17 protein-coding genes are annotated in these 19,111 nt (G+C 67.2%); 11 read left to right on the forward strand and 6 right to left on the reverse strand.

The annotated features are described in order from the left end of the window. Nucleotides 1–25: 25 nt before the first annotated feature. The 4 genes from ACOGW9_RS04060 (at nucleotide 26) to ACOGW9_RS04075 (ending at nucleotide 4,963) form a co-directional block, all read left to right on the forward strand. Nucleotides 26–1,174 (forward strand): ABC transporter permease, encoded by a 1,149-nt coding sequence (locus ACOGW9_RS04060; protein ID WP_419908634.1) that lies wholly within the window; start codon nucleotides 26–28, stop codon nucleotides 1,172–1,174. Continuing rightward, the gene (locus ACOGW9_RS04065; protein ID WP_419908636.1) at nucleotides 1,171–2,103 is read left to right on the forward strand and encodes an ABC transporter permease; all 933 of its coding nucleotides are present in this window, start codon (nucleotides 1,171–1,173) and stop codon (nucleotides 2,101–2,103) included. The genes ACOGW9_RS04060 and ACOGW9_RS04065 overlap by 4 nt, the downstream gene beginning before the upstream one ends. Before the next feature lie 171 nt (nucleotides 2,104–2,274). Then, nucleotides 2,275–3,273 (forward strand): BMP family protein, encoded by a 999-nt coding sequence (locus ACOGW9_RS04070; RefSeq protein ID WP_419908638.1) that lies wholly within the window; start codon nucleotides 2,275–2,277, stop codon nucleotides 3,271–3,273. 85 nt (nucleotides 3,274–3,358) lie between these two features. Beyond that, a complete protein-coding gene (locus tag ACOGW9_RS04075) occupies nucleotides 3,359–4,963 on the forward strand; it encodes an ABC transporter ATP-binding protein (RefSeq protein ID WP_419908640.1) in 1,605 nt (534 codons plus the stop codon). 54 nt (nucleotides 4,964–5,017) lie between these two features. On the opposite strand, the gene ACOGW9_RS04080 is transcribed toward ACOGW9_RS04075, so the two are convergent. From ACOGW9_RS04080 to ACOGW9_RS04090, 3 genes are all read right to left on the reverse strand, one after another. Continuing rightward, nucleotides 5,018–5,512: an aromatic-ring-hydroxylating dioxygenase subunit beta gene (locus ACOGW9_RS04080; RefSeq protein WP_419908642.1), complete on the reverse strand. Its 495-nt coding sequence runs from the start codon at nucleotides 5,510–5,512 to the stop codon at nucleotides 5,018–5,020. Between the two features lie 9 nt (nucleotides 5,513–5,521). Beyond that, the gene (locus ACOGW9_RS04085) at nucleotides 5,522–6,832 is read right to left on the reverse strand and encodes an aromatic ring-hydroxylating oxygenase subunit alpha (RefSeq protein ID WP_419908644.1); all 1,311 of its coding nucleotides are present in this window, start codon (nucleotides 6,830–6,832) and stop codon (nucleotides 5,522–5,524) included. A 62-nt stretch (nucleotides 6,833–6,894) separates the two neighbouring features. Beyond that, nucleotides 6,895–7,731, reverse strand: a complete 837-nt coding sequence (locus ACOGW9_RS04090; RefSeq protein WP_419908646.1) for a phytanoyl-CoA dioxygenase family protein — start codon at nucleotides 7,729–7,731, stop codon at nucleotides 6,895–6,897. Between the two features lie 67 nt (nucleotides 7,732–7,798). Here ACOGW9_RS04090 and ACOGW9_RS04095 point away from each other — a divergent pair, with 67 nt between their 5' ends. Continuing rightward, nucleotides 7,799–8,704, forward strand: coding sequence for a nitroreductase family protein (locus tag ACOGW9_RS04095; RefSeq protein WP_419908648.1), 906 nt, complete (start codon nucleotides 7,799–7,801; stop codon nucleotides 8,702–8,704). 66 nt (nucleotides 8,705–8,770) lie between these two features. On the opposite strand, the gene ACOGW9_RS04100 is transcribed toward ACOGW9_RS04095, so the two are convergent. From ACOGW9_RS04100 to ACOGW9_RS04110, 3 genes are all read right to left on the reverse strand, one after another. Continuing rightward, complete coding sequence (locus tag ACOGW9_RS04100) at nucleotides 8,771–10,009, reverse strand: acyl-CoA dehydrogenase family protein (RefSeq protein ID WP_419853607.1); 1,239 nt, start codon at nucleotides 10,007–10,009, stop codon at nucleotides 8,771–8,773. Between the two features lie 147 nt (nucleotides 10,010–10,156). After that, nucleotides 10,157–10,948: an SDR family NAD(P)-dependent oxidoreductase gene (locus ACOGW9_RS04105; RefSeq protein WP_419908650.1), complete on the reverse strand. Its 792-nt coding sequence runs from the start codon at nucleotides 10,946–10,948 to the stop codon at nucleotides 10,157–10,159. Between the two features lie 46 nt (nucleotides 10,949–10,994). Continuing rightward, entirely contained in the window at nucleotides 10,995–12,167 is a 1,173-nt protein-coding gene (locus ACOGW9_RS04110; protein ID WP_419908652.1) for an LLM class flavin-dependent oxidoreductase, read from the reverse strand. A gap of 238 nt (nucleotides 12,168–12,405) precedes the next feature. Here ACOGW9_RS04110 and ACOGW9_RS04115 point away from each other — a divergent pair, with 238 nt between their 5' ends. Genes ACOGW9_RS04115 through ACOGW9_RS04140 form a run of 6 tightly spaced genes read left to right on the forward strand, consistent with a single transcriptional unit; the run spans nucleotide 12,406 to nucleotide 19,109 of the window. After that, on the forward strand, nucleotides 12,406–13,626 hold the full coding sequence (locus ACOGW9_RS04115; protein WP_419908654.1) for a cytochrome P450: 1,221 nt from the start codon (nucleotides 12,406–12,408) through the stop codon (nucleotides 13,624–13,626). A gap of 34 nt (nucleotides 13,627–13,660) precedes the next feature. Further along, entirely contained in the window at nucleotides 13,661–14,548 is an 888-nt protein-coding gene (locus ACOGW9_RS04120) for an LLM class F420-dependent oxidoreductase (protein WP_419908656.1), read from the forward strand. Between the two features lie 43 nt (nucleotides 14,549–14,591). Further along, nucleotides 14,592–16,253 (forward strand): amidohydrolase, encoded by a 1,662-nt coding sequence (locus ACOGW9_RS04125; protein WP_419908658.1) that lies wholly within the window; start codon nucleotides 14,592–14,594, stop codon nucleotides 16,251–16,253. 44 nt (nucleotides 16,254–16,297) lie between these two features. Further along, nucleotides 16,298–17,044 (forward strand): SDR family NAD(P)-dependent oxidoreductase, encoded by a 747-nt coding sequence (locus ACOGW9_RS04130; protein ID WP_419908660.1) that lies wholly within the window; start codon nucleotides 16,298–16,300, stop codon nucleotides 17,042–17,044. After that, nucleotides 17,044–18,123, forward strand: coding sequence for a DUF1295 domain-containing protein (locus tag ACOGW9_RS04135; protein ID WP_419908662.1), 1,080 nt, complete (start codon nucleotides 17,044–17,046; stop codon nucleotides 18,121–18,123). Before ACOGW9_RS04130 ends, ACOGW9_RS04135 begins: the two co-directional genes overlap by 1 nt. After that, complete coding sequence (locus ACOGW9_RS04140; RefSeq protein WP_419908663.1) at nucleotides 18,123–19,109, forward strand: CobW family GTP-binding protein; 987 nt, start codon at nucleotides 18,123–18,125, stop codon at nucleotides 19,107–19,109. Before ACOGW9_RS04135 ends, ACOGW9_RS04140 begins: the two co-directional genes overlap by 1 nt. The last annotated feature ends 2 nt before the right edge of the window (nucleotides 19,110–19,111 follow it).

Raw genomic sequence — 19,111 nt, forward strand, 5'->3', positions numbered from 1 at the left:
CTGAGTCGCACTCGGGGAGGGGGGAATGGCACTCGGACAGCTGTCGGCCGACCCCGATGACGCTGCGCCGGAGCTAGCTGCGGGCCGGCTGGCCCGCCTGCTGCGCCCGTTCGTCGGCGTCGCCGTGCCGGCAACAGCGGCCATCGCGGCGCTCCTGGTAGGCGCGGCAATGCTCCTTGCCTTCGGCGCAAACCCGCTCGTTGCGTACCGGGAGCTCATCACCGGCGCATTCGGCGGGGCTGACAATCTCGCCGACACCGCGGTGCGGGCAATGCCGCTCGCCCTCGTCGGCGTCGGCATCTGCATTGCATTTCGCACCGATGTGATCAACATCGGCGGCGAGGGTCAGATCATCCTGGGCGCGATCGCCGCCACAGTCACGTCGATGGCGTTCGACGACGTGCCGCGGGTGCTGCTGGTGCCCATGGTGATCGTGGCGGGAGCGATCGGCGGCGGATTCTGGGGTGCGATCCCCGGGGCACTCAAGGCCTACGCGGGTGTCAACGAGATCCTCTCCACCATCATGATGAACCTCGTTGCGTTCCATTTGCTGAGCTTCCTGCTGCAGGATCTCCTGATCGAGCCGGGCGCCATCAAGATCCAGCAGACCCGGCGCCTCAGCGAGAACGCCGACTTGCCGCTGCTCCCTGGCGGAACACGGCTGCACATCGGCGTGCTCATAGCGATCCTGGTGGCGGTGCTGGGCTACCTGCTGCTGTTCCGCAGCGCGCTCGGCATGCGGCTGCGCTCAGTCGGCCACAACCCCGATGCGTCCCAATATGCCGGCATGGCTGTCCGCAAGAGCATCACCCAAGCGCTCGCATTCAGCGGGGCCTGCTGCGGCATCGCCGGCGCAGTGCTGGTGTTCGGCAGCGAGTCGCATCGTCTCATCGGCGAGGGCGGTGCCGCAGCATTCACACAGAACGCCGGATTCAACGGCATCGTGGCGGCGCTGTTCGGCGCACTGCACCCGATCTTCACGGTGCCGGCGTCGTTCCTGTTTGGCGGCATGCTCACCGGCGGCAGCGATATGCAGCGGGCGACCCAGGTGCCGGCCGCCTTGGTGGTGGCACTGAACGGCGTCGTCGTGGTGTTCGTGGTGGGCAGCCTGCGGCTGCGGGACCGGCTCAGGACCTGGGCTGGCGGCATCTCGAGCTACGGGGGCCGGGCATGAGCGACTTCTTCACTGTGAGCGTGCTCGTAGCGACCTTGGCGTCAGGCATCCGGCTGGCGACGCCGTTCCTGCTGTCGGCGCTGGGCGAGACCATCGGCCAGCGAGCGGGTGTGCTGAATCTGGGCGTCGAAGGGGTGATGCTGATCGGGGCGTATGCCGCCTACATCACGGCGCTGCGGACCGGCAGCGTCCTCGCCGGTGTGCTGGCGGCGATGGGCGCCGGTGCGCTCATGGGCATCGTGTACGCCTTCATCACCGTGGTAATGCACGCCACCCAGGGCATCAGCGGCATCGGCATCTTCCTGTTCGGCCTGGGCTTCACCGATTTGCTCTTCCGTCACCAAGTCGGCACGCCGGTGCCGATCGACGGCCTGCGGGGCCTCGACATGGGAGGGCTCTCCGAGCTGCCGGTCGTCGGGGAGCTCTTCTTCCAGCACAGCGTGCTCACCTACGTGGCATTCGCCCTCGTGCCGGTGGTGTGGTTCGCCATGAACCGCACGACCTTCGGGCTCAATGTGCGAGCTGTGGGCGAGACGCCCGAAGCCGCCGACACACTCGGCGTACGCGTCAACGTGGTGCGGACGCAGGCAATCATCATCGGCAACGTGATGGCGGGCCTCGCGGGCGGCACCTTGGCTCTCGATGTCGGCATCTTCCAGCAGAACCTCACCTCGGGGCAGGGATTCATCGCCGTGGCGCTCGTCTACTTCGGGGCGTGGCGCTCGAGCGGGGTGATGGCCGGGGCGCTGCTGTTCGGCGTCGTGTCGTCGACCGTGCTGCAGCTCAAGACTCTCGGCATCATCGTCGGTGCCAACTCGACTATTGCGGCGATGGCGCCGGCGATCCTGACCATCGTGGTGCTCGTGCTCGTCAGCCGCCGCATCGGAGCGCCGTCAGCGTTGACAGTTCCGTTCGAACGAGACAACTGACGCGCCGCGCACCCGCATGCGGGCCGCGTGCAGATTTCCACGCGGGGAGCATCGCGCCCATTCGGGGTCGCCTAGCATCCCGTGCAGGCCCGGGGCTCCGCCGAGCCGCGCCGCACTGCAGCGAACAGATCCGGCGAGAGCCCGCGACACGGCCGATCCGGGAGGGTTCACATGTTCAGACACACCACACGCAGATCGCTCGTAGCCAGGCTCGTAGCGGTCGCTGCAGTCGTACTGCTGCTCGCTGCGGGCTGCACCGGCGCCGATGAGGAAGAGGCAGGTCCGATCCGGATCGCCATCGTCGCGCCGAGCGCCAGCAACGACCTGGCGTTCACGCAGAGCATGGTCGATGCAGTGAATGCGGTCGGCGAGACGCGAGAGATCGAAGTCGCGGTGACCGACGGCACGTTCATCGTGGAGGAGGCCGCTGCGGCGATTCGTGGTTATGCCGAGGACGGCTTCGATCTAGTGATCGCCCATGGCAGCCAGTACGGCGGTCCGCTTGAGGAGATTGCACCTGACTTCCCGGACACCTCATTCGCCTGGGGCACGGCCGTCGACTTCAAGGGCCTCGACAATGTCTTTGCCTACACGGTCCGTTCCGATCAGGGCGGGTACGTGTCGGGCACTGTTGCCGCCCAGATCACCGGCACTGGGGTGGTCGGCGTGATCGGCCCGATCGAGGTCGGCGACGCCAAGCTCTACGTCGACGGCTTCGCAGCCGGCGTAGCTGCGCAGGACTCGTCGGTGACGACCAACATCGTGTACACCGACTCGTTCAGCGATGTGGCACTGGCGGCCGAAGCCGCCGAGGCTCACATCTCCAACGATGCCGATGTGCTGACGGGTTCGGCGCAGATGGTCGTGGGTGCGACCGGTGTCGCCAACGAGCACGGCGTGGCGTGGTTCGGCACCCAGGCCAACCAGACGGCGCTCGGCGACAGCATCGTGGTGGCTTCGCAGGTGTACCACTGGGAAGTGCTGCTCAACGAGATGATCGACAAGATCGAGAGCGGCACGCTCGGCGGCGAGGTGATGACTGCCACGCTTGCCAACGGCGGCATCGTGATCGAGTTCAACGATGCCTATGGCCTCGACGCCGCGATCCAGGAGGCTGCTGAGGCAACCATCGCCGGCATAGCGGACGGCTCGATCTCGACCGGCCAATAGCGAGCACGAGCAGCTTGAACGGCCACCACGGACCAGCTGAGCCAGCCGAGCGGCTCCCGCTCGTTTGATCGGCAGCATTCCGCGGATGGCCGAACCATCAGACATCACGGCGGCTGGGGTCACCGCGCTGGGCTCAGTCGAGGCTGAGTCGCAGGCGGGGGCCCCGGCGTCGCCGATGCTGGAGATGACCGGCATCACCAAGCGGTTCCCCGGCGTTGTCGCAAACGAGGATGTCGATCTCACGGTGCTGCCGGGAGAGGTCCACACGCTGCTGGGCGAGAATGGCGCCGGCAAGAGCACGCTGGTGAAGATCCTCTACGGCTTGTACCGCCAGGACGAGGGTGAGGTCAAGATCAACGGCGAGCCGGTCGAGATTGCCTCGCCGGCAGCAGCGATCACTCACGGCATCGGGATGATCCACCAGCACTTCATGCTGGTGCCGACCTTGACCGTGGCTGAGAACGTCGCCCTGGGGTTGCACAGCCGACGGGGCCTGGCCGACATGGGGCCGGTGCGCGAACGACTCATGGAGGTCTCCGATCGCCATGGGCTAGCGATCGATCCCGACGCCTACATCTGGCAGCTGGCCGTAGGAGAGCGACAGCGGGCGGAGATCCTCAAAGCCCTGTACCGCGAAGCGCAGCTGCTGGTGCTCGACGAGCCGACCGCTGTGCTCACGCCGCCCGAAGTCGAGGACCTGTTCGCGACGCTGCGATCGCTGACCGACGAAGGCCGCGGTCTCATCTTCATCTCCCACAAGCTCGCCGAGGTCATGGACATCTCGGATCAGATCACCGTGCTGCGCGACGGGCGCGTAGTCGGTCGCACGACGCCGTCGGAGACTTCACGCGAGGGTCTGGCGTCGATGATGGTGGGACGGGAGGTGCGACTGGGTCGTGACGTGCCCGACCAGGACACTGGTGTCGACCGTCTGGCCGTCGATGCACTGCGCGTGCGAGGCGATCGGGGGAATCTTGCGCTGGAGGACTTCTCGGTGCAGGTGGCTGCCGGCGAGATCGTGGGCATCGCCGGCGTTTCGGGCAACGGGCAGCGGGAGCTGGCCGAGGCGATCTTCGGCCTGCGGCCGATTGAGGGCGGCCGGGTGGAAGTCGCCGGTCGACCCATCGCGACCCCGACGCCCAAGTCGGTGCGCCGCCGTGGCGTGGCCTTCGTGCCCGAGGAGCGCATGCGCCACGGTGCGGTAGGCGAGCTCAACGTCTCGGAGAATCTGATGCTGGTCGAGTACGAGCATCGGCCGTATGTACGCGCCGGGCTCCTGCAGTTCGGAGCTATCGCCGAGCGGTGCAAAGACTTGGTGCGGCGATTCACGGTCAAGACACCGTCGATCACCACCCAGACGTCGCACCTGTCGGGCGGCAACATCCAGAAGGTGGTGATCGCGCGTGAGTTCTCGTCCGATGCCGAAGTGCTGATCGTGGCCCAGCCCACACGCGGCATCGATATCGGGGCAGCCGAGTACGTGCACGAGCGTCTGCTCTCCAAGCGTGCTGCCGGTGCCGCAATCCTGCTCATCACCGAAGATCTCGACGAAGCACTCCAGATGTCCGACCGCGTGGTCGTGCTGTACGAAGGGCGGGCCATGTGCAACTTGCCTCGCGCTGAGGCGACCACCGACCGCGTGGGGCTGCTCATGACCGGTGTCAGCGAGGATGCCCCCGCTCCCTCCTGAGGCCACATCGCTGGACGACAGGTCGCCTCGGGCCGGGTCGAAGCGACCGAGGGTCTAGATGATGCAGGGCAGGTTGGGCAGCGGCGATGTGGAGTTGACCAGCTCCACCTTCTTGGCTGCCATGCGCAGACCGTCGGGCGTGCGCCGCAGGCGGTGTGTCGCCCGGCCCGCCCATAGGCGCAGGTGCCCGGTTGCCTGCACGGCGTGCTCGTAGAGCACGAAGTTGCTGCCAACCTCGAACTCATCGCCTTCCGCGCTCAGGATCTCGATGTTCGACACCACTCGGCGCATCGATGACGGCGGGTCCTGTGCGTGATGAACGCCGGTGGCGAGCTGCCGGATACGGGTGCCCAGGCGGGCCCGGTTGTCGTTGATGTAGCTGACCCGGGTGCCGGGCTCGTAGTCACCCGGGCCGAACGGCACCCAGTAGTGCATGTCGTCGGTGACCAGTGCTTCCCACTCGTCGTAGCGGGATTCGTCCGCGAGCCGAGCTTCGAGATACACGAACGCCTCGATGTCGTGACGCGTTGGTTCGTCGACGGTTGCCATCGCCGTCGCTCAGGCGTGGCCGTTTGGACTGTCGACCGCGACGCGGGCCATGACGTCGCGGTAGTGGTGCCAGAAGCCGCGATTGGTGGTCTCGTCGGTGATGTCGCTCCAGCGCTGGCCGTGCTCGACGTGCTCGCGTTCGATACCGCGGCTGAGGTCCGCCCAGCCGTCGTCGCCGGCAGCGGCCCCTTCGAAAGCCCGGTGCATCCGTTCGGCGATCACCGCGTCGTCGGTCAGGAAGAACGAGGCGGGGCCCATCGCCGCCTCGGACTGCAGCACGAGCCGCTGGTTGACGCTCTCATCGGTGCCCTCGACCAGCAGGGGAGTGTGATGGTGCACCGTGACCCCCGGTGCGACCGGTTCGATCCGGGCGATGTTCATCTCCGCCAGGAACAGGTTCGGGAACACGAGCGCGTGCGGCGGGCCGTCCCACATGATCGTCTTGGCCCGGTCAGCCCCGTAGGCCCGCTCGAGCGCATCGCAGTAGTCGGCAACCTTGTCGCGCTTGGTGCCGAGCCACGCCAGCTCGGTGGAGTAGCTGCGGCGGAAGTCGAGCTCGACATGGCCTCCGTCGTAGGCACGTGTGACCGACGCTGAGGCATCCTCGCCAGTCATCACGATCTCGTCGTAGTAGGTGTCGGGCACCGCACGCGCCATCGAGGCATGGGTGAAGTTGAGGTGATAGCCGTCGTTGTCGCTCTCGGGCCACATCTTCCAGTTCGAGTCGATCCGCTGGCCGATCCAGCCGGCCGAGAGGCGGACCCTGCCGGTGGGCGACATATTCGAGGTGCGATCGATGAGATCTGTGCCGCCTGCGCCGAGATGATCGCTGAGCGGTCCGGCGGTGCCACTGCGATTGGCGAACACGAACCCCCGGTAGTCGTCGACCTGGCCGGGCCGGTCGAGCCCCAGATCGGCGGTGTCCTTGTGGAAGCCCTTGGGCCCGGGAACGCCGAGCAGCGTGCCGTCGAGGTCGTAGGTCCAGCCGTGATAGGCGCAGCGGAAGTTGCGGTTGTTGCCGTCGTTCTGCGGGCAGAGCGTGGTGCCGCGGTGCGCGCAGCGATTTGCCACGACGCTGATCGCACCGTCACGGTTGCGCACCATGAGCACCGGCTCAGTGCCGAGGCGCCGGGAGACCCAGTCGCCGACCTCGGGAACCTCCGATTCGTGGCCCACGAAGACCCAGCCGTCGGTGAAGATGCGCTGCATCTCGTCGGCGAACACCGTGGGATCGGTGTAGAGGCTGCCGTGGATGCGGTCGTCCTGCACGAGGTATCGGTATTCGTTCGATGCCGTCGAGTTCTGCACGGTCAGTGCCATCGCTGTTCCCCCTCGGTGTCATCGAACGCTAGGCGCTCACGCCCAGTGGCCACTGATACCAGCTAAATGCCGGGTGTGCGGTAGCCGTCGCGCCGCCACAGGATGGGGAAGTGGTTCTCGTCCATCTCGTCGTCGGCGAGCCGCGCATAGCGGGCGTAGATCGGGCCGTTGCCCTCGCCGAAGCCAGCCCGGTCGAACCGGGCCTCGCTGGAGGCGCAGTGCAGTACGAGCGCACGCCGGTGCCGATCGGACTCATTCGGCCCCGACCCGTGCCAAGTCCAGCCGTGATGGAACGATCCGCCCCCGGCGGGAACTTCCACCGGCGCGATGTCGAGTTCCGCGCTCGCGGTGTCGGCCGCAGCCGTGACGGTGGCCCGGTAATCCTCGGGCGCATGGAACTCGCCCATCTGGTCGCCGCTGCTGGGCCACCGGTGCGATCCCCGTGCGATCTCCATCGTGCCGCCGCCGGCCACCGTGTCGTCGAGTGCGATCCAGCACGAGAACATCTCGGTCGGCCTGTACCAGGCCAGGTAGGCGTTGTCTCGATGGAAACCGACAGAACGGGCGCCGGGAGGCTTCCACAGCACGTTGTCCTGGATGATGCGGGCGCCAGGCCAGCCGGCCAGCGTGGCCACGGCCTCGCCGAACCTGGCGTCGAGCACCGTCGAGGCAATCAGCCGGTCAGCCTTCCAACCGTTGCAGATCTGCCGTGTCAGCGTCAGATCGTCGCGGCCCGAGAGCCAGTTGACCTCATCTGGGGAAATGCCGGTCTCGAAGTCGCCGCAGAACAGCCGCTCGAACCGCTCCCTGAGCGGCTCGATCAGCTCGGGGTCGATCAGCGAATCAACCGTGACGAAGCCATCGGCGTTGAACGACTCCACATCGCCGGCCGTGAGCATCTTCCCAAGCTAGTTCCGGCACGTCGCCGTACTCTCGAAGGGCGCATCACGAAGGGATCGAAGTGACATGACGGCTGAGCCGGCCTTTGCACCGGGCACGCCCGGATACCAGGCGATCGTGGATCACGCGCTGATGACGACGCGGGGCGTCCGTCAGCGCCTCGACTTCGACCGGGAAGTTGATGATCAGGTCATCCTCGACTGCATCGATGTGGCCGAACAGGCACCGACGGGAGGCAACAACGGCAGCCGCCGGTGGATGATCATCAGGGATCAGCAGACCAAGGATCGGATGGCCGAGCTGTACCTGTCGGCCGGCGTCGATTGGGTCATCGAGACAGCGAAGCGCCTGGAAGGCAGCGGTCACCAGAACGAACGGCTGATGGCGGGCGCACGTCACCTCGGCGAGAACATCGCCAGGACGCCGGCGCTCGTCATCCCGACGATTCTCGGGTGCCATGACGGGAGCGGACGGCCCGGGCTGTTCGACTCGGTGATCCAGTCGGCCTGGAGCTTCATGGTCGCGCTGCGGAGCAGGGGCCTGGGGACCGTCTGGACCACGATGTACCTCAACGAGGCGCCCGCGGTCGCCGAACTGCTGGAACTGCCAGACCACGTGACCCAGATCTGCCTGTTCCCGGTGGCCTATACGATCGGCACCGAATTCAAACCGACGTCGCGGCGCTACCCGGCCTCCGACATCGCCTACTTCGACCGTTATGGGCGTACCAAGACGCCCACCGGGCCGGGCGTCGTGGATGAGGTCGATCTCAAGGCCAAGCCTGACGCCGTTCGGACCGCCATCGAATCGCTCGACACGCCTTCCGAGCGCTGGCGTTTCGACGTCGAGCAGGTGCCCGGCGGCAGTCGGTTGCGCCTGCACGCCCCGGTCGATTCTGGCGGCGACCCATCGGCGACGCTGGCCGAGGTGCGACAAACGCTCGACGCGCTGGCTCAGCAGTTCAAGAGCTAGCTCATCCGCCGTATCTGATGTTCAGGATGTCCTAAGACATCCGCTGTGCCTGATGTTCAGGATGTCTTACGACATCCTGAAGTCGGGGTCGTGGCGGCGGAGCTCGCGGCGGGCGATGGTCATCTTGTGGACCTCGTCGGGGCCGTCGGCGATCCGCAGCGTCCGCATCTGGGCGTACATCTCGGCCAGCGGGAAGAACTGGGTGACGCCGCCGGCGCCGTGCACCTGGATGGCCCGATCGATGATCTTCAGCGCCATGTTGGGCACCACCACCTTGATGCCGGAGATCTCCTGCGCGGCGGCCTTGTTGCCGATGGTGTCCATCAGATGTGCCACATGCAGCACATACTCGCGGGCCTGGTCGATCTCGATGCGAGCCTCGGCGATCCAGTCCTGGATGAGGCCTTGCTGGGCAACCGACTTGCCGAAAGTATGGCGTTCGAGCGCCCGCTTGCACATGTACTCGAGTGCCCGTTCGGCCACGCCGATGGAGCGCATGCAGTGGTGGATGCGGCCGGGGCCGAGGCGCGCCTGGCTGATGGCGAAGCCCTCGCCCTCGCCTCCCAGGATGTGGTCCTCGGGCACACGCACGTTCTCGTACACCAGCTCGGGGTGACCGCCCCGGTGGTGGTAGCCGAACACCAGCGGGTCGCGCTCCACCGTGATGCCCTCGGCGTCGCGGGGCACCACGATCATCGACTGCTGGCGATGGCGCGGCCCGTCGGGGTCGTTCTTGCCCATCACGATGAGCACCTTGCACTCGGGCCGCAGCGCGTTCGAGGAGAACCACTTGCGCCCGTTCAGGACGTACTCGTCGCCGTCCTTGTCGATCCGCAGGCGGATGTTGGAGGCATCCGAGCTGGCGACCTCCGGCTCGGTCATGGAAAAGGTTGAGCGGAACTCTCCCTCCAGCAGCGGTGCCAGATACTGCTGCTTGACCCGCTCGGAGCCGTACAGGTTCAGGATCTCCATGTTGCCGGTGTCAGGCGCCGCGCAGTTCAGCGCTTCGGAGCTGAACGACACCTTGCCGAGCTCTTCGGAGATCGGTGAGTAGTCGAGGTTGGAGAGCTTGGTGCCGGGGGCCTGCGGGTCGAGGTGGGGGATGAACAGGTTCCACAGGCCACGCTCGCGTGCCGCCGCCTTGAGCTTCTCCATGATCGCCGGGGTGGCGTGCACTTGCCCGGCGGCTACGAGCTCTTCGTACTGCTCGTTGTACTCCTCCTCGTTGGGATAGATGTGGTCGTCCATGAACGACTTGACGGCCTCCTGCATCTCGAGGCCCTTGTCGGTGTAGGCGTGCGCCATGTCGGTGCTCCCATTTCGTCGGTGAGGTGGGGCTAGCTCGGCACCCTGCTGTGAGCGGGCGCCACTGCGCCCCGAAAGCTAGCCCGCGGACGTACGACGTTTCAGTGCCGCGGCAGGTGGCGAACCTTGCCGTCGATCACTGCCGGCTCAGACGTGTGTGCCGACGCCGCCGTCGATCGTCAGGCAGGTGCCATTGATGTAGTTGGCCGCACTCGACGCCAGGAAGACCACGCCGGCTGCGACCTCCTCCGCCGTGCCGTATCGCCCTTGGGGCACGCCGGTGGAGTTCTGGGCGAAGATCGCCTCGGCGTCGGTGTTGTTCGCTTCGGCGATCTCGGCGGCCGCCCGTTCCCACATGTCGGTGCGGATGAGCCCGGGGATGACGGTGTTGGTGAGCACGTTGTCGGCGCCGTACTTGCCCGCCAGCGCCTTGGCGGTGGCCACCATGGCCGCCTTGGTGGCGGCGTAGTCGATGAGCGCTGCGTTGGGGGAGAATGCAGCGCCGGTCGCGATCATGATGACCCGGCCCCATTTCTGCTTGCGCATGTGTGGCAGGCAGAACCGCGTGCAGCGCACGGCCGACATGAGGTTGAGCTGGTGCAGGTCAGTCCAGTCGTCGTCGGACATGTACAGGAAGTTGCGCGACGGTGAGGCACCCACGTTGTTGACGAGGATGTCCGCGGGCCCCACCTCGGCCGTGGCGGCCTCCAGAAATGCCTGCGTGGCGTCGGCATCGGACATGTCCGCGGTGTAGCCCCGGGCCGAACCCGAACCCGACTGGGGCGAGTAGGCAGCCAAGGCGTCTACCGCCTCGGTGCCGCGGGCACAGAACGCCACGGTGGCACCGTGGTCGGCGAGCAGCCTGACCGACGCCTCGCCGATGCCCTTGCTGGCGCCGGTGACCAGCGCCGTACGTCCGGTCAGGTCCAAATCGAGCATGGTCTTCTCCCATCGGTGACATCGCCAATGAGGGCGATTCAGTGTGTCAGTCGGCAGCGGCTAGGGCAGTCTCGGCGGAGCTGTCAGCGTCCTCGCTGTGGCTTGAGGCCGCATCGAGTTCGGCGACGCCCTGCTTGATCCGGGGAATGAGCTCGCGGCCGAAGTCGACGGCGTCGTTGAACGGGTCGAAGCCCCGGATCAGCACGTAACCCACATCGCTCACGCCGCCGTCAGCCGGTATCCCGAGCCGGTAGTAGCGCAGGATTGCGTCGGCCACTTGCTCAGGCGTGCCGACGAGGCACGAGGTGTTGCCGGGAGCGCCGGTGGCTTCGGCGATCTTGAGCCACAGTCGCTCGTCGTGTACGTCGCTCGCAGCGGCATAGCCCAGCATCCGCTCGCCCCCGTGGTCGTATGGCTTGCCGCGGTGACTGCCTGCCACCGTCAGCTTGTCGGTGCCGGCGGCCTCGATGCCACTCAGGATGCGATGGGCCCGGTCCCAGGCCTCGCCTTCGGTGTCGCCGAGGATGGGTCGGACGCTGATCGAGAAACGCGGCGTGCGCCCGTAGGAAGCGGCCCGGCGGCGGAAGTCGTCGAACCGCTCGGCCACCGCGGCGCGTGGCTCCGCGTAGATGGCGTACACGTCGCAGCGCTGCGCTCCCATCTCCAGCGCTTCTTCGCTGGAGCCCCCGAAGAAGACGGGCGGCGACGGCTGCTGCAGCGGCTGGACATCTGCACGCACGTTGCTGAACCGGTAGTACGGCCCGTCGTGGTCGAACGGCTCGGTTGAGGTCCAGGTGCGGCGCATCACGTCGATGTACTCGCCGGCACGGGCATAGCGCTCGGCCTTCGGCAGGTAGTCGCCGTCGCGCTGATTGTCCTTGTCGCTGGCCCCGGCGATGATGTGCAGTGCGAAGCGCCCGCCACTGAGCTGGTCGAATGTGGCCGCCTTGCGCGCCGCCAGCGTGGGGGCCACGAAGCCTGGCCGGTGTGCCACGAGGTAGCCGAGCCGCTCGGTCACCGAGGCTGCGTGGGTGGCGACCGACCATCCGTCGGCCGAGGTGGAGGTGTAGCCCACCAGCACTAGGTCGAAGCTGGCCTCGTCGTGCGCACGGCTGAAGTCCTCGAGGAACTGGCGAGACAGCCCGCCCTCGATGACGTGCACAGTCGAGTCGTCCTTGGGCGGCGACACGCCGATCATCCCGATGACATCGAGCGGCACGCCTCCACGGTACGCGCCGTGCCGAATCGACGCTGCGGCCCTGCGTCGTGCCGACCCGATGCAGTGCCGCGCGTCGTGCCGCGCTTACGCAGGAGCTGTACGCAGTGACCGTCGCCCGGGAACTCCGGCGCAGGGAACCGCGAGCGGAATACCATCGATACCCGTGCGGATCGCTGGCTGCGTCCGTGCGTACCGTCACGAATCCGCGGCAGTTGCCAGGAGTGGAGCGCCGACCGACATGTCAGAACGACCACCTGTCACCGACTGGGCGACAGATTTTGACCATCTCAGCGAGGAGTGGGCCGCGAAGGGACCTGAGATCCTGGCTGACCTGCGAGAGCGCTGCCCAGTCGCCCAGACCGAGCGGTTCTACGGCGCGTACCTGGTGACCCGTCACGACGACATCGTCGAGACCGCCCGTGCTACCGACACGTTCTCGAATTGCATCACCGCGGTCAACACCAATCATCCCGACAACATCAAGCTGGATCTGTCTCCGATCACGCTGGATCCGCCCGAGCACGGCCCGGTGCGCCGGCCGCTGCTGCCGTCCTTCAGCCCGAAGGCCACCGACGAGCTGGAGCCGACGGTTGTCGCCATGGCCGAACGACTGCTGGACGACGTCGGCGATCGCAAGCTGGTGGACGGCGCCCTCGACTTCGCACAGCTGCTGCCCGTCGAGGTCATGGGCCACCTGTTCGGGGTCTCAGCAGAGATGGGTCCGACATTCCGGCAATGGGTGGACGGGATGCTCAAGGAGGGCCAGATCGACCTGGACATCGCCCGCAAAGCCGCTAGCGAAGTGCAGCAGTTCTTCGCGGCCCAACTGGCGGATCGTGAAGCAATGGGCGACGACGCGCCCGACGACCTGGTGACCATGGTGCTGAACGCCGAAGCTGAGCTGGGCGACGGCAGCACCCGCCCGTTCGGGCGCAAGGAGCGCATCGGCGCGCTGTTCGTGCTGATGCTCGGCGGCATCGACACGACGTGGTCGACGCTGGGTTCCATGTTGTTCCATCTCGGTTCGCACCCGGACGACCTCAAGCGGCTGGTGAACGAGCCTGAGCTGATGCCCACGGCCGTCGAGGAATTCCTGCGCTACTACAGCCCGGTCACGATTGCCCGGTACATCACCGAGGATGCCGACATCGCGGGTTGCCCCGTATCGGGCGGCCGCCGGGTGCTGCTGTCGTACCCGTCGGCGAATCGCGACCCGGACTACTTCGAGAATCCCGACGAGTTGATCCTGGACCGCCAGAACAACCGGCACATGGCGTTCGGGGTGGGAGTACACCGGTGCCTGGGCTCGAACTTGGCGCGCATGGAGCTGCGAGTGGGGCTCACTGCCTGGCTGGAGCGCTACCCGAACTTCGAGCTGGCCGTCGAGCCCGATGAGGTGAAGTGGTCGGTGGGTCCGATCCGCGGCCCCCGCAGCGTGCCCATCCGGATCCTGGACTGACCCGGCGAAGCAACAAGTCCATGAAGTTCGGCCCATGAAATTCGGTGCCGTCCTGCCGACGTGCGAGATCGGCTCGGACCCGCTCGCCCTGCGCGACTGGGCGCAGGCCGCCGAATCGCTCGGCTACTCCCACATCGTCACCTACGACCATGTGCTCGGCGCCGAGCATGCCGGGCGAGAGCCGGCCTTCTGGGGTCCATACACCGAGCGCGACGACTTCCACGAGCCGTTCGTGCTCTTCGGCTACCTGGCCGGCGTCACCAGCACCATCGAGTTCGAGACCGGCATCATCATCCTGCCGCAGCGTCAGGCTGCACTTGTGGCCAAGCAGGCGGCCGAAGTCGACCTGCTGTCGGGCGGGCGCTTCCGGCTGGGCGTGGGCTCTGGCTGGAACTACGTCGAATACGAGTCGCTCGGCGCCGACTGGGACCGGCGCGGTGCGCTGCTGGACGACCAGATCGCCGTGATCCGCGCGCTGTGGGACAACGACGTCATCGACTACACGAGCGAGTTTCACCGCATCGACCGGGCGGGCATCCAGCCCCGGCCCCCAAGGCGCATCCCGATCTGGTTCGGCGGTTACACCCCGGCGGCCCTGCGGCGCGCTGCTCGCCTGGGCGACGGCTTCACCTTCGGGGACTCGGGGCCCGACACCATCGCACTGGCCGACCGGCTGCGGGAGCTGCTTGCCGACCAAGGGCGCGACCCGGATCGGTTCGCGCTGGAGGGCGAGGCCAACTACGGCATCGGTCCTGAGCGATGGACAGAACTCGTCGACGGCGCCCGGGCTGCGGGCTTCAGTCACTTCTCGATCAACTGCCAGAGCACGACATGCGAGTGGGGCGGCAATCCGGCTGCCAACTTGCAGAACACGGCCGAGCACATCGCCGCACTGGAGACCTTCATCTCGTCGGTGCGCTGAACTAGAACCGGGTGGGACGCCCACAGCACGAGCGGGGTTGCGCATGGAACACATCACGGTGTACCGGGCGGCCCGGATCCACACGATGGACCCCGGCAGGCCCCATGGCAGCGCCGTCGCCATCGCGGACGGGCGCATCGTGTCGGTGGGCTCGATGGAGTCGATGCAGCCGTGGCTGCGGCGCTACCCCTACGACGTCGACGACCGCTACGCCGACAAGGTCATCTTTCCCGGCTTCATCGACCCGCACACCCATCTGCGGCTGAGCGGCACCTACATGGGGCTGCACTACGTCGGCCCCATCGACTCGGCCTCGCCGACCGGCATACGCAAGGGGCTGCCGAGCCGTGACGCCGTGCTGCATCAGCTTCGGGCGCTGGCCGCCGAGCACGCCGATCCCAGCGAGCCGCTGACGGCATGGGGCTACGACCCCGCCAGCCAAGACGGCCACCTCGACCGCGACATGCTCGACCAGATCAGCGACACCGTGCCGCTGTGGGTCTGCGCTTACGCGCCGCACATCGTCTATGCGAACTCGCCGATGCTCGAGTTGATCGGAGTGGACGACGACTCAATCGGTCACGGCTTGGGGCGATATCCCGACGGCCGGCTGAACGGCTGGTTCGTGGAGACCGAGGCGACGGCGCGGGCCAACCGGCCCGTTGCGGCGTCGATCTTCGGGCCGGGCACCGGCCGGGCTGCTATCGACCGCATGGGAGCGGTGGCCCGCGCCGCCGGGGTCACCACCACGGCGGATCTGGTGTGGGGCATGGCCGACGGCTTCGAGCCCGAGTGGGACGACCATGCGGCGGCGATCGCCGAGGGCACGTTCCCGCTGCGCATCTACATGATCCCCTTCGAGCCGAAGCTGGTGCGCAGCTACGGCGCCGAGATGCTCGACTTCCTGGCCACGAAGCGGGCCGAGGGCGACGACCGCCTCAACACCCACGGCGTGAAGTACGTGAACGACGGCTCGTACCCGTCGATGACGCTGGTGATGAACTCGCCCGGTTACCTCGACGAGGACACCGCTCACACGGGCGAGGTGCCGTGGGAGGACATGGTGGAGCGGATGCGACCGTTCTGGCAGGCGGGGGTGCAGATCCACTCGCACGCCAACGGCGACCGCACGGTCGACATGACGCTCGACACGCTCGCTGCGCTGCAGGCCGAACAGCCGCGCTTCGACCATCGCTTCACGATCGAGCACTACTGCATCTCGACACCGGCGCAGGCGAAGCGTCTCGCAGCGCTCGGCGGGCTGGCCAGCGTGAACATCTACTTCGTGCACTTCCGTGCTCAGCTGCACGCTGATCACGGGTTCGGTCCTGACCGCAGCGAGGCCACGGCCCGGCTGGGCTCGCTGGAACGGGCCGGTGCGACGTTTGCGCTGCACAGCGACTTCAACCTCGTCGTCACGCCGCTGTCGCCGCTGCTGGCCGTGTGGTGCGCCGTCAACCGGGTGGGCGCCGACGGCGAGACCGTGATGGCGCCGGGGGAGCGGATCTCGGTGGATCGGGCGCTGCGTGCGGTCACCATCGACGCAGCTCACGTGCTGGCCCGCGACGACCGGCTGGGATCGATCGAGGCCGGCAAGCTGGCCGACTTCACCGTGCTCGACGACGATCCCTACGAGGTCGACCCGATGGCGCTGCGAGACATCGGCGTTGTCGACACGGTGCTGGGAGGCGAGCCGACCTCGTGAGGCGACAGCGCTCCCATTTGCCGGACAAGTACGGGACTTGGGCCGTGGTAGCCGGCGCTTCGGAGGGACTCGGCGCGGCGTTCGCCCGCGAGCTGGCGACCCGAGGCATGAACTTGGTGCTGGTGGCACGTCGGGGCGGTGTGCTCGCTGAAGTCGCCGACGATCTCACTGACGCCTACGGCATCGAGGTTCGCTGCGTGGTGGCCGATCTGGCTGATCCGGCCTTCGTCGAGCAGCTTGCGAGCGCAGCCAGCGGCCTGGACGTGGGAGTCGTGATCTACAACGCGGCGTTCGCGCCGTTGGGCCCGTTTCTGGACAATTCCGAACCCGAGATCGCCCGAGCAGTGGATGTCAATGTGCGTGGACCGATGCTGGCAGTGCGGGCGCTGGCTCCGGCGATGTGCGATCGGGGGCGGGGAGCCGTGGTGTTGATGTCCTCGCTGTCGGGCCTTCAGGGGACGCCTCACATCGCCGTGTATGCGGCGAGCAAGGCCTTCAATACGCACCTCGCCGAGAGCCTGTGGTACGAGCTGCGGACAAGCGGTATCGATGTGGTTGCCTGCTGCGCCGGGGCCATGCCTACCCCGGGATACCAGAAGAACTTCGGCAAGAAAGTGCCCGGCATGCTGAACCCGCAGGAGGCTGCCCGCCGGACGCTCGACGCGCTCAGCCGGGGTCCTCGCTTCGTGCCGGGGTGCGTCAACCGCATGACAGCGGTGCTCATGGGGCGCCTGCTGAGCCGCCGCAGCGCTGTGCGCCTCATCGGCAGGAACACGACAGACGTGGCGTGATGGACTTCCTGGCGGGCTTCTTCGCCCCATGGGCCGCCTTCGCCGTCATCGGGGTGCTGCACCTGGTGCTGCCGGCGAGACGTGTGACCGGCTACGCGCGCCACGAACGTAACGGGGAGGTGCTGAGCTACCGCATCAACGGCCTGCTGGTGTTTGCGGTGAACGTGGGGCTGTGGTGCATCGCATGTGCCAGCGGCGTCATTGCGTGGGACTGGCTGTGGCACCACCGCTGGTCGGGGGCCGCAGGTGCGATGACGCTGGGGCTGCTGGCATCGGCCGCGGTGGTGCTGGGGGCGCCGTCGGGGGGAAAGCGGCTGCTCGCTGAGCTCTATCTCGGACGCCGCGCCAACCCGCAGCCGTTCGGCGGCCGCGCCGACGCCAAGATGTACCTGTACCTGGCGGGTGCGACGCTGCTCGAGCTCAACCTGCTCTCGTTCGCCGCCCACCACTTCGAGACGTACGCCGGTGACGTGTCACCGGGGGTCGTGCTGTATGTGGTGCTGTTCACCTGGTTCGTGTGCGACTACCTGGTCTTCGAGCACGTCCACCTGTACACCTACGACCTCTTCGCCGAACGCGTGGGGTTCAAGCTCGTGTGGGGCTGTCTTTGCTGGTACCCCTACTTCTACGCCGTCGGGCTGTGGGCAGTGGCAGATCGACCGAACCCGCACGCGCCCGCATGGCTGGCGGTTCTCGCCGCAGTCGTGTTCCTGTTCGGATGGACGCTGGCGCGCGGGTCGAATATGCAGAAGTACAGCTTCAAGCGAGACCCCGAGCGACCATTCCTGGGACTGGCGCCCCGGGCGCTGTCCGACGGCGAGCGCAGCCTGCTTGCCAGCGGCTTCTGGGGCCTTTCCCGGCACGTCAACTACTTGGGCGAGATCGCCATGGCGACCGGGCTGGCGCTGGCGCTGGGTTGGCCTGCAGTGGTCTGGCCGTGGCTGTACCCGCTGTACTACGTGCTGCTGCTGGTGCCGCGTGAACGCGACGACGACCGGCGCTGCGCTGTCAAGTACGACGAGCTGTGGGAGCGGTACCGCGACGAGGTGCGATGGCGCATCGTGCCCCGGATCTACTGATGAGCCAGCTCGACGCTGCGTGGCAGGCCACCGTCGGCTCGATCGCAGCGGCACGGCGGCGGCCCGGCGACAGCGGTGCAGAAGACGTCGGCGTCACGGTGCTGACGGGCTTCCTCGGCAGCGGAAAGACCACGGTGCTGCGCCGGCTGCTGGCCGAACCTGCCGGGCTTCGCATCGCTGCGGTGGTGAACGACATCGGGCCCGTGAACATCGACGCTGCAGCTATTGAGGGGTTGCAGATCGCGTCACGAACGCCTGATCGGGTCGAGCTCACCAACGGATGCGCCTGCTGTGCACTGGTAGACGACCTCGCTGAGACCTTGGAAGAGTTGGCTGGCGCCCGAATGAGCGATGCCATCGTGGTGGAAGCCAGCGGGGTCGCCGATCCCGCCACGCTGGCGCTGGCAGCCGAGGGGGCTGCGGGCTGCATGCTCGACGGTGTTGTTGCCGTGGTGGACGCGCAGCAGCTGGCTTCGCAGTTGGGCGACTTGCGCGTCGGGCCCGCCGTACGTCGTCAGATCGACGTGGCTCACCTAGTGGTGCTGTCGAAGGTGGACCAAGTTGACGGCGACGAGGTTGCGGCTCTCACCGACCGACTCGGCCGGCTTGCGCCCGGCCGGATGGTCGTTCCCGCGGTGCACGGCCGCATCGACCCTCGGCTGTTGCTCGGCGCTGCTCTGCGTGGAGCGACCTTCCCAACCGACGTGAGCGATCACCCCTTCGACGTGGCAAGTGCTGTCGTGACGCCGGCAAGACCGTGGGAGGTGGCCGAAGTCGCCCGCTGGTTCGAATCATCACCGCCGGGCCTGATGCGGGCAAAAGGCTGGTTCTCCAGCTCTGACGGAGGCTGCCACGAGGTGCAGGCCGTAGCCAGGAGCTGGCGCATCGTGCCTGCCGCCAGCGCGCACGACCCGGCGATCGTGCTGATCTGCAGTTCCCAGGAAGCCGTCGACGATGCAGCCGCTTCCCTGCAGAAGCTCGGTTAGCT

The organism is Candidatus Poriferisodalis sp., assembly GCF_965203655.1.
Lineage (GTDB): Bacteria > Actinomycetota > Acidimicrobiia > Acidimicrobiales > Poriferisodalaceae > Poriferisodalis.

Excerpts from the sequence above, each read along its gene's own strand:
- ACOGW9_RS04060 (WP_419908634.1), top strand. The coding sequence starts at position 26 with ATGGCACTCGGACAGCTGTCGGCCGACCCCGATGACGCTGCGCCGGAG.
- ACOGW9_RS04065 (WP_419908636.1), top strand. The coding sequence starts at position 1,171 with ATGAGCGACTTCTTCACTGTGAGCGTGCTCGTAGCGACCTTGGCGTCA.
- ACOGW9_RS04070 (WP_419908638.1), top strand. The coding sequence starts at position 2,275 with ATGTTCAGACACACCACACGCAGATCGCTCGTAGCCAGGCTCGTAGCG.
- ACOGW9_RS04075 (WP_419908640.1), top strand. The coding sequence starts at position 3,359 with ATGGCCGAACCATCAGACATCACGGCGGCTGGGGTCACCGCGCTGGGC.
- ACOGW9_RS04080 (WP_419908642.1), bottom strand. The coding sequence starts at position 5,512 with ATGGCAACCGTCGACGAACCAACGCGTCACGACATCGAGGCGTTCGTG.
- ACOGW9_RS04085 (WP_419908644.1), bottom strand. The coding sequence starts at position 6,832 with ATGGCACTGACCGTGCAGAACTCGACGGCATCGAACGAATACCGATAC.
- ACOGW9_RS04090 (WP_419908646.1), bottom strand. The coding sequence starts at position 7,731 with ATGCTCACGGCCGGCGATGTGGAGTCGTTCAACGCCGATGGCTTCGTC.
- ACOGW9_RS04095 (WP_419908648.1), top strand. The coding sequence starts at position 7,799 with ATGACGGCTGAGCCGGCCTTTGCACCGGGCACGCCCGGATACCAGGCG.
- ACOGW9_RS04100 (WP_419853607.1), bottom strand. The coding sequence starts at position 10,009 with ATGGCGCACGCCTACACCGACAAGGGCCTCGAGATGCAGGAGGCCGTC.
- ACOGW9_RS04105 (WP_419908650.1), bottom strand. The coding sequence starts at position 10,948 with ATGCTCGATTTGGACCTGACCGGACGTACGGCGCTGGTCACCGGCGCC.
- ACOGW9_RS04115 (WP_419908654.1), top strand. The coding sequence starts at position 12,406 with ATGTCAGAACGACCACCTGTCACCGACTGGGCGACAGATTTTGACCAT.
- ACOGW9_RS04120 (WP_419908656.1), top strand. The coding sequence starts at position 13,661 with ATGAAATTCGGTGCCGTCCTGCCGACGTGCGAGATCGGCTCGGACCCG.
- ACOGW9_RS04125 (WP_419908658.1), top strand. The coding sequence starts at position 14,592 with ATGGAACACATCACGGTGTACCGGGCGGCCCGGATCCACACGATGGAC.
- ACOGW9_RS04135 (WP_419908662.1), top strand. The coding sequence starts at position 17,044 with ATGGACTTCCTGGCGGGCTTCTTCGCCCCATGGGCCGCCTTCGCCGTC.
- ACOGW9_RS04140 (WP_419908663.1), top strand. The coding sequence starts at position 18,123 with ATGAGCCAGCTCGACGCTGCGTGGCAGGCCACCGTCGGCTCGATCGCA.